The organism is Loktanella atrilutea (assembly GCF_900128995.1).
In the GTDB taxonomy this organism is placed as follows: domain Bacteria; phylum Pseudomonadota; class Alphaproteobacteria; order Rhodobacterales; family Rhodobacteraceae; genus Loktanella; species Loktanella atrilutea.
In genome coordinates this window covers 1-8,238 of sequence record NZ_FQUE01000028.1, presented here as the reverse complement: position 1 = coordinate 8,238, position 8,238 = coordinate 1, and the positions used below count along the sequence as shown (strand labels likewise).

The following is an 8,238-nucleotide window of genomic DNA, read 5'->3' as shown; positions in this document are numbered from 1 at the left end:
TCCAGATCGTCATGGCAAAGCGGCGCGCCGGCGGGGGCAGCAGAAGGATGGATGCCGGCGCGCCAGACGCCGGATGATCCGGTCCGGCGGCAGGGGCCCGGAGGCCCTCAAAAGCGGCGCGCAGAACGCGCCGCCGTTTGGTGTCAGTGCTGCATTACTCGGCCGACAGCATCTGCCGGCTCACGCGTACGGGAGACGCCAGGGGGTGCAGGGGGAGTGGCGAACGACGACCCTGCCCGGGGTGTCCAGAGGGGCGGTGCGCTCTCTGGTCTGGCTGAACGCCCCTGGCGGGTTCGGGAGGGCGGAGCGTCACCCGAGCGGCGCGTCAGCGGCGCCGGGGTGCAGGGGCTTGCCCCTGCCGAACGGGTAGCCCGAGCACAAAGGCCCGCAAGGGCCGACTGCGCGGGCTACTTAGTAAGTAGATACCCCCGCGCAGCTCTCGCTGCCGCAGGCGTTGTTCCGGATCATCGTGTTAGCCTTGAACGGCCGCTTCGTCCTGCACGACACGATTTGTGCGCAAGTCAGGCGATGTAATCCGCTTACGTCCGACGAGAATAGGCATAAGTTGGTTGCGGATTCCACCGACGACTAAGAAGGACGGTAAGCGGAAGTTCGCCGCGCTCGCATCGCAATCTGGTTTACTTGAAGAAGGCGGACGTTCAAGGCTGCGATGGGGAACTTTTTGACGTGCTGCTGCGAAGGTCGGCAGGTTCAAGCCCAGGGTGTCTTCCTTCTCGGTGTTGGCTTGAGTGCAATCGCAGAGAGTGTCGGTTGCGGACCTCACTCAGGGGGATGCCGTAACCGGAATGGATACATTTATTTCGCTTCACTGCCATACTGCCGCTCTCGCTTATCAATGATGGTAAATTTTTAATATTCAAAAAAATCAGAGGCCTATCTCTTGATCGTCACCGAACTGCTGCCGGGCGACGTCATCGTAATTGGCACGCCAAGTGGTGTCGGATTGTTCCACCTAAGCTGTCCATGAAGGACGGAGACCGGATCGAGTTCGAAATTTTTGGGATCGGCACGTTGTCCAACCTGGTTCGGAACGAGGTCTGACTGAACTCTGGCCGTCATCTTCCGGGAAGTTCCTCTCGGCGGTCCACGTCTGGGGTCATCAATGCCATTCCAGTCAAGTCAAGAGTGGTCCGCCGTCTCCGCATTCCGCCCGAGCGCAGCGGTTGCTTCGTCCTCGGCATGCAGGGGCAGGCGGATGGTGAAGGTGGTTCCTTCGCCAGGCTGGCTCACGACGGTGATCGTGCCGCCCATCAGTTCCGCCAGACGTTTCACGAGGTTCATCCCAAGGCCGGTTCCGCCGCCGATGCGGGCGCTACGCGGATCGTGCCTTTCGAATTCTTCAAACAGCACGCCCTGCTGCGCGGGATCGATGCCAATCCCGGTGTCGATCACCAGGATGGCCACGCTGCCGGGCTTCTCGCTCTCGATCTTCACTCGAACCGCGCCGGTGGAGGTGAACTTGACCGCATTGCTTACAAGCCGATCGATCACCTCGGCAAGGTTATCCCGGTCGAGCAGACGCGTGGTGCATCCCTTCAAGGCATTCTCGAGAGTCAATGCCAGATTCTTGGCCGCGGCCGTGTAGCGATACTTTTCCACCACCGACCCGACCACGTCGACAAGATCGTAGGTTTCTTCCTCAAGTATTGCGGCGCCCGCGTCCAGCCGCGAGACGTGCATCATGTCGTCCATGAGGTTCATAAGCCGCGACGAGTTGCGCTCGATCACCAGCGCCAGGCGCTCTGCGCCCTTGTCCAGCGGCAGTGTATTGATCAGCCGCGCGGCCCCGAAGATGTTGGTTAGCGGCGTCCGGACTTCATGGCTGGCATGTGAAAGGAAGCTTGCCCGCGTGGTGGCCGCCCGTTCGGCCAGCAGCTTAGCCTTCGCGCGATCCCGAATGGCAACGTGGAACTGGACTTGGTCGTCCGCTATAGATGCAAGATACGTGAGCATCTCGATCTCTTCAGCTGTCCATTCCCGCGGCGCGGCATGAATGCAACAAAGGGCGCCGACCGGCTGGCCGGTCTCCCCATGGAACGGGATCCCGACATAGCTTACGGCGCCAAATGCCTCGATTGCGGGGTTGTTCCTGAGAAGGGCATGCAAGCGGGCATCCTTAACGATCAGCGGTTCGCCGGAATCGCGGACATGCCTGCAGAAGGAATGGCTGAGAGGTGTCGACCGGCTGCGGCGAAACTCCTCCGGGAGCCCTGTCTCGGATTTGAACCATTGTCTGTCGCTTGCATCGTCGATCACGGTCAGAAGCGAAATGGGAGCCTTCAAGAATCGCGACGCAAGCTGCGTGATCTTGTCGAAACGGATGTCCTCCCCGGTGTCGAAAAATACCGGCCGGGACAGAGAGATAGCGGCAGAAGTCATGCGTGTCCGGAACTTTCGATATGAGCTGGTCTGGTTCTGGTTCCAGAATGTGTCCGCAACGAAAACGACCGATCACGATGCGAAATGGATATTCTACAGATTCCGAAGTGATTAAGAGGCCCCAAGATTACGGCGGTCGAATTAGAGTGACATAGAAGATGAGTTTCGGGCCAACCGCGTGGTCGGGAAGAAGTGGATCCACCCTTGAGACCGTCAGCCGGAATTTTCATTTGGCGGTTTTCGGAATTGGTTTCCGGTCCACCCGGAAAGATGTTCCTTTCGAAGGCATGTAGCCGGTGCCGGTTTTGAGGAAGGAGAAGTTCGATATCGCCAGGATCATCTTGAATGTGCAGGATCGAGCGGCCGGAGAGTGGCTTGGCGGCACTGTCCTTCATCTCTCCTACCGGGCCTTTGCGTCAGGCAAAGCCTCGGACTGGGACGCTATAGGGCGCGGTCGCTGCCGGCGATACCGTGCCGTCGCGGGAATTACCGGGGTGTCTCAAAAAGCGCTGCGGCGAAGCCCCGAGGCGACCCGGAAGGTTCTGGGCGTGGATCCCGCGTGGTCGTGGAAGAAGCCCGAGAAATGCGCCGGAACCGAGAAGCCGAGCTCGTCCGAGATCGCGGCGAATTTCGACCATCGTCGACACGGCGCATTTCAGGACCGCGCAAAACGAATTGATCAGATCATCGACATCGACCGGATTGCGTTTCAGCGGTTGCGTGCGGGCAAATGACAGCAACTGGCCAGAAAGGCCCGCCGCTCGCTCGGCAGCGCTGAACGTTGCACTGGCAAGTTGGCGCTGCTTGTCGTTGGTAAGGGACTCGATCAGCTGTTCACTGTTGCCCAGAATGACTGACAGCAAATTGTTGAAATCGTGAACGACTCCGCAAGCCATTTGTCCCAGCGCCTCAAGCTTCAGGGCCTGACGCTTGCGGTTCACGACGCCGTGCTCGCGGGTAAGGCAGTCAATGCTGGCTACCGCCATCCGCAGCGCATCCGGAAACTCGATGTCGGGCGATTTCACAGGCGACAGATCAAGCCTGAAATCATCATCTTTGGCTGCAAGAAATGTCATTTCCAAGTCTCCTGACTTTTTGCTGGAGCCCATGTCAGCCTTCCATCGTACGGCCACCGGTCCGGACATCAAGGGTCATGGCCCCGGTCGCAATGATGCGACAGAGGTTCGGAAACTGCACCGTCGTGTATGCGGCGTTTCAAGACATATTGGTTTCGGTTTCGTCCTTTGTCTCGGAACCAGACCCCGCGGTTCGAAACTGCAGACGATATTGTGCCGGAGTCACGCCGATCCTGCGCAAGAATGCGCGCCTGAGCGTCGTTGTGGAGCCGAATCCGGCGGCATAGGCGATCATCTTGATCGGCACGGCGCTTTCTTCAAGCAATCGTCGCGCGATGTCGATTCGGGCAAGTTCGACATAGGCGACCGGGTTCATTCCCAACTCGGAGCGAAACAGCCGGGAGAGTTGGCGCGCGCTCACGCCCGCGACGTCGGCAAGCGCCTTCAGGCCGAGATTGGTGCGCGGCTTTTCAACGATATGCATCCTGATCCGATCGATCGGGCTGGCGGTCGAAGTCTGCGCGGCCAACGCCTCGCTAAACTGCGACTGGCCACCGGGCCGTTTCAGAAAGACCACCAACCGACGGGCCACCTACAGGGCGAGTGCGCGACCGTGATCTTCCTCGATCAGGGCAAAAGCGAGGTCAATTGCCGCAGTCACACCCGCGGAGCTGAACACCGGCCCGTCGCGCACGAAGATGCTGTCAGGTTCGACCCGAATATCGGGATAGTCGACGGCAAGACGGTCGGCATATTGCCAGTGGGTTGTGGCACGGCGTCCAGACAGCAACCCTGTTTGGGCGAGCAGGAAGGCACCTGTGCAGGTTGAGCCGAAACGCCGTGCATGAAGCGCTTGTTCCCGCAGCCATTGTGTGGTGTCCGCGCTTTGGCGAACCGGCATTCCATAGGGTCCGGCGACGATCAAGGTGTCGCAGTGTGCGATCGCATCCCGGATGCTTGCATCGGGAGAATATTTTACGCCCGACGCGGTTTCCTCAGGAATACCTCGTTCCGTCACCAAGCGAACGCGGTAGGCATCGCCGGATGACATCTTTTCGTTCGCCTCAAAAAACGCGTCGCGCAGACCTGCGATTTCAAGCAGATGGACCTTGCTGGGTGCGAAAATTGTGATGAGCAAGGACTTATCTCCTTTCAACCGCCGCAAGGCCGGTGGTGCGTGCACACTACGCCGCGAAGCCACGATCGCCTAGAGCCTCCTGGCAAGGCTTCGCTGCCTTGGTTCGGCTGTAGCCATGAACCGAGTTGCATTCATGGCAGCCCGCACCTTTCCGCCCGGCAGAATGCGCGGATCGTTAGGGCTGCGTCAGTTCGATCGGCTTGGAGCCGAGTGCCCATGGCACGCACTCGATGAGCCGACCCAAAGTGGCACTGATCTACAAGAAGACTGGCAACCTTCGAGCGGTTCAGCTGCTGCTGGGGCACGCTACGTTGGATAGAACCTTGCGCTATTTGGGAGTCCACATTGAGGACGCGTTGTCCCTGTCGGAGGAAATCGACCTCTCGCCGCTCCACCGACCGTCGAACAGCGTATCACTCAGCCCAAGGCAGCCGCCCAGCTCGATACCATTCTGTGTCCATGATCCGGTAGCAGTTTTCGTCGCGCCGCTCGCGACCTTCCGAGAGGCGGGGCCGGAGGCGGCGAGGCTGAAATTGCTGATCCTAGTGCCGCGCGCGTGCGAACTTCGCGGGTCTGACCGATGTTGCCGACAAGGATGACGATGTTCCAAGAATTGATCGAACCCGTAACAGTCGCGGTCAGATCAAGAACACACCGAATGTCCGCAGAGCACTTTTGGTCGAAATGCTCCGGAAACATGCATCCGTCCGCTTCCCGTCCTCCTTGCCGGTGGCCTTCGTGGTTGTGAACAGGCATGCAAAATTGACCCCGTAGTGGGGTGATCGGCGTCCAAAAATGACCCCCTTACACTGATGGTAATGATGCTCCCGATGTCATCGGGGAGCACAGTGTGGGATGTTGGTCGTGGAGACGATAGCGAAGATCCGGCGGGCGTATTTTCAGGACAAAAAGTCGATCAAGCAGATCTGCCGGGAGCTGCGGGTATCTCCCCTTCGCACAGACCGGCGGCCAGTTGCTGTTCCACCTCGTCAGTCGCCTCTACGAGCGCACATCGATCATCGTGACGACCAACCTCGATTTCGGTGAATGGCCGTCGGTCTTCGGAGACGCCAAGATGACGACAGCGCTACTCGATCGACTTACCCACCACTGCGACATCGTCGAAACCGGCAACGAGAGCTGGCGCTTCAAGACCCGCGAATAACCAAAACCCCGCTGGCCCGATACGGCTGCGCTGCATGAGGGCTACACCGCATCGGGCCAGCTACCCGTGCGCTCAAAGGGGGTCATTTTTGGATGCCGATAGGGGTCAAGATTGCGTGCCGATTGACATCAAAACCGCGATGGGCTGTTCCTGACCTCTAAAGTGTATCCTTGGAATGCCGCAAAAAACAACATGATCGCCGCCTGTGAGCAGTCACTGCACCGATTGCAGACCGACTACATCGATCTTTATCTGCTCCATTGGCCTGGATCAGTCCCGTTCGAAGCTACAGTCGAGGGCGCACGCGTTTTGTTGGATCAGGGTAAAATCCGCGCTTTCTGCATCAGCAATTTTGATACGGACGGGCTGCAGCAAATCATCGACGCGGGATTGGGTGACCTCGTGAGCGTCAATCAGGTGATGCACAACATGCCCCATCGCGGTGTCGAATTGGATCTCTTTCCATTGATGGCAAAGCACGACGTCACCGCTGTCGCATATTCGCCGTTGGAGATTGGCCCGACGAGGGCGATCCGTGGCATGCAAGACCTCGCGTCGGACGAGAACCTGAGCGTGGCCCAGCTTGTGCTCGCTTGGCACATGACCCGCAGTTTGGCAGTGCCCATCCCCAAAGCAAGTCAGATTGAGCACTTTGATGATCTGGCCGCAGCAGCCCAAGTGGTGCTCTCCCAGTCGACTTTGGATCGGATCGACGCATTGGCCCCGGCTCCGCCACGTCCGGTACCGCTGGAAGTCCGATGACTTTAAAAGTTGGGTTCTCGAGTGAGACGGACGTGTCAGAGAGGTTTGAGATTGGAGCGTTCTAAGTTCAAGGCTTTGTGGTTGAATTCCGCCAGAAATTGACCCAGTTTTCCGAAATGTCGCGACCCGTCATCTGCCGGTAATTTCCTCGTCTCTTCAGAATATTACCATGTCTCAGAGTGATCGACGCCAAATGGAAAAATGGGTCAATTCGATCAGGAAATCTAAAATCTCGCGCTGTTGGCACCATCGTTTTTATAGACTCTACTTCCAGCAAACCGGTAGCCTCTCGATAACATTTTGCATCACTGGAAGTTCGGTTTCCTTGGCATAGACCCGGTCATTCGTATCAGTAGCTTCTTGACCCACAATATTGAGGCGAACCAGCCGCGGCACGTCGTGCATGTCGCGGATCGTTTTGTTTACGAAGTGTCGAATGCTGTGGAAACACAGTTCGCGAGGGTTGCCGTCCAGAGCGTGGTAAAGCGATTTCCGCCAATTGTAGCCCAGTCGCTTGCCATATTTTGAGGTCGTTCCGGTACCGGGCGCGAGGTCAGGGAAGACGGCCACTGACTTGCGACGCTTAATATCCTCCACGTAATTGAGAAACCCGGCATCAATCAGGGCTGAGTGGACCGGTACTCGTCTGCGCGAGGCTTCAGTCTTCACGTCACGGATCTCGTTTTCGTCAAAGCTGAAATGCGGAATGCAATCTTCGATCCGGATATCTGAGACCGTCAGTGCGGCGATTTCTTCCAGCCGTGCACCGGTCACACTTGCGATTAAAGGGCACCAGTATTGGCCGTCTTTTGTGATGACTGAGCCAGTTTCATGGCGACGGGCCGCACTCACGCTGCCTGTCCAGAGTGTATGTTGAAATACCTTCTCGAGTTCGTCAGCTCGGAAGACCGCTCGTTTGTCGCGGTCTCGCTTTCTTTCCTTTAACCGCAACTTCGAAGTATTAATCTTGTGCGGCAGCACGATCCCTTCGCTGTCGGCCTTGTCGTGGACCTGGCGAATGTGGTCGAGGTGCCGATTCACTGTGGTAGCTGACAACCCGACGCGGTCCTGGGGGAGGCCCGTGGCCTTCTGGAGCAGCTGGTTGTAGGTAAGATCCTTGTCGGCCAAGCTCTTGCCGTAGCTGTTTGAGATGCGACGCAGGCCATCCCTGAAAGCCGATACGGCTGTTTGCGTGACGTCCCGTACATCGGTGATGCCCGTAATTTTGATGAACAGTTCGATGCAGGATCCGTATTGCGTAACGGTGCCTGTCCGCAGGTTATCCGCTTTCTTGTCCTCCATGAGGCGCCCGACAACTTCCGTCAGGGCCGTATCAGGTGTCTTCAGGGCTGCTGCGCTCTCACCGTGACTTGCCATTTGGCTGTCTTTCGGCGCAGCGATCTCCTCGGTCTTCATGTCAGCGTTGTGTGGGGCGCCTACAGGATTCTCGGTCTGATTTGAGAATGCACAGGTTTCTGCGGCGATCATCTCGGATCGTGTGGCGTCCAGCATTTCTCGAAAACCTGCTGCGCGGCCCGCCTCAAGATCGGGAGCGGATCTATGGGCATGGGCCATCGCCAGGATATAGGTTTGCATCAACTGTGACCTGCCCCCCTCGGGTCCCTCGTTCATAACGAGAGTCTGCGGGTTTGAGATTGGTAGTCGGATCGGTCGTTTTGGGCAAGCGCGCCGGGCGC

At 58.1% G+C, this 8,238-nt stretch carries 5 protein-coding genes and 3 pseudogenes; 3 read left to right on the top strand and 5 right to left on the bottom strand.

The window, feature by feature from the left end; translation table 11 throughout:
* Positions 1-1,140: 1,140 nt before the first annotated feature.
* The 4 genes from BUA54_RS20035 to BUA54_RS21455 form a co-directional block, all read right to left on the bottom strand.
* Positions 1,141-2,400, bottom strand: a complete 1,260-nt coding sequence (locus BUA54_RS20035; RefSeq protein ID WP_072859011.1) for a GAF domain-containing sensor histidine kinase — start codon at positions 2,398-2,400, stop codon at positions 1,141-1,143.
* Positions 2,401-2,816: 416 nt separating this feature from the next.
* A complete protein-coding gene (locus BUA54_RS20030; protein WP_178352813.1) occupies positions 2,817-3,509 on the bottom strand; it encodes a histidine kinase dimerization/phospho-acceptor domain-containing protein in 693 nt (230 codons plus the stop codon).
* 106 nt (positions 3,510-3,615) lie between these two features.
* Entirely contained in the window at positions 3,616-4,053 is a 438-nt protein-coding gene (locus tag BUA54_RS21460) for a helix-turn-helix domain-containing protein (protein WP_245810838.1), read from the bottom strand.
* Between the two features lie 15 nt (positions 4,054-4,068).
* Positions 4,069-4,614, bottom strand: a complete 546-nt coding sequence (locus tag BUA54_RS21455; RefSeq protein ID WP_218588324.1) for a GlxA family transcriptional regulator — start codon at positions 4,612-4,614, stop codon at positions 4,069-4,071.
* 120 nt (positions 4,615-4,734) lie between these two features.
* Between BUA54_RS21455 and BUA54_RS21670 the strand changes: the two are divergent.
* From BUA54_RS21670 to BUA54_RS20000, 3 pseudogenes are all read left to right on the top strand, one after another.
* A pseudogene (locus tag BUA54_RS21670) lies at positions 4,735-4,997 on the top strand (site-specific integrase); the annotation flags it as partial.
* A gap of 557 nt (positions 4,998-5,554) precedes the next feature.
* A pseudogene (gene istB / locus BUA54_RS20005) lies at positions 5,555-5,779 on the top strand (IS21-like element ISPkr1 family helper ATPase IstB); the annotation flags it as partial.
* 141 nt (positions 5,780-5,920) lie between these two features.
* A pseudogene (locus BUA54_RS20000) lies at positions 5,921-6,541 on the top strand (aldo/keto reductase); the annotation flags it as partial.
* Between the two features lie 264 nt (positions 6,542-6,805).
* On the opposite strand, the gene BUA54_RS19995 reads toward BUA54_RS20000, so the two are convergent.
* Positions 6,806-8,137, bottom strand: a complete 1,332-nt coding sequence (locus tag BUA54_RS19995) for a site-specific integrase (protein ID WP_143155563.1) — start codon at positions 8,135-8,137, stop codon at positions 6,806-6,808.
* Positions 8,138-8,238 lie beyond the last annotated feature (101 nt).